1 protein-coding gene is annotated in these 451 nt (G+C 64.3%); it reads left to right on the top strand.

Going from position 1 to position 451, the window contains the following annotated elements:
* Window positions 1–25: 25 nt before the first annotated feature.
* Window positions 26–451, top strand: a 426-nt coding sequence (locus tag RNC47_RS36815) for a hypothetical protein (protein ID WP_311605225.1), incomplete at its 3' end; no start/stop codon positions are given.

A 451-nucleotide genomic window follows, 5' to 3' on the forward strand; every position in this document is an offset into this window, starting at 1 on the left:
GGGCCAGAGCGGCACGACCCAGCTGATGAACAACGACTACCTGCAGAGCAATCTGGACAACATCCTCAAACAGGCCAACGATCTGCAGAACAGCATCGATTCGATGACCGAGATGATGAGCATCCAAACGGATCTCGCGGCGGTGTCGCAGCGCATGGCCGACAAGATGAAGACCACGTCGGGCGACATGTCCGACGTCCGGGACCACCTGGCGGACTTCGACGACCCGGACGAGAACTGCAGTCTGATCCACGGTGCCCCGATGTCGCACGGCTCCGGTCTGTACATCCCGCCCTACGTGCTGCGCGGTGCCCGTCAGGTGATCCCGGAATCGGCCGCGTTCGATCCCGACGAGTTCCTGGACCTGTGCGGCCATCACCCCGGCAGCAGCGCCTTTCTCGCGCCGACCATGGTGCAGCGCCTGATCCAGACCGGCCGGCCCCGTCCCGAG

It is taken from the genome of Streptomyces millisiae (genome assembly GCF_031845425.1).
Taxonomy (GTDB): Bacteria; Actinomycetota; Actinomycetes; order Streptomycetales; family Streptomycetaceae; genus Streptomyces; species Streptomyces millisiae.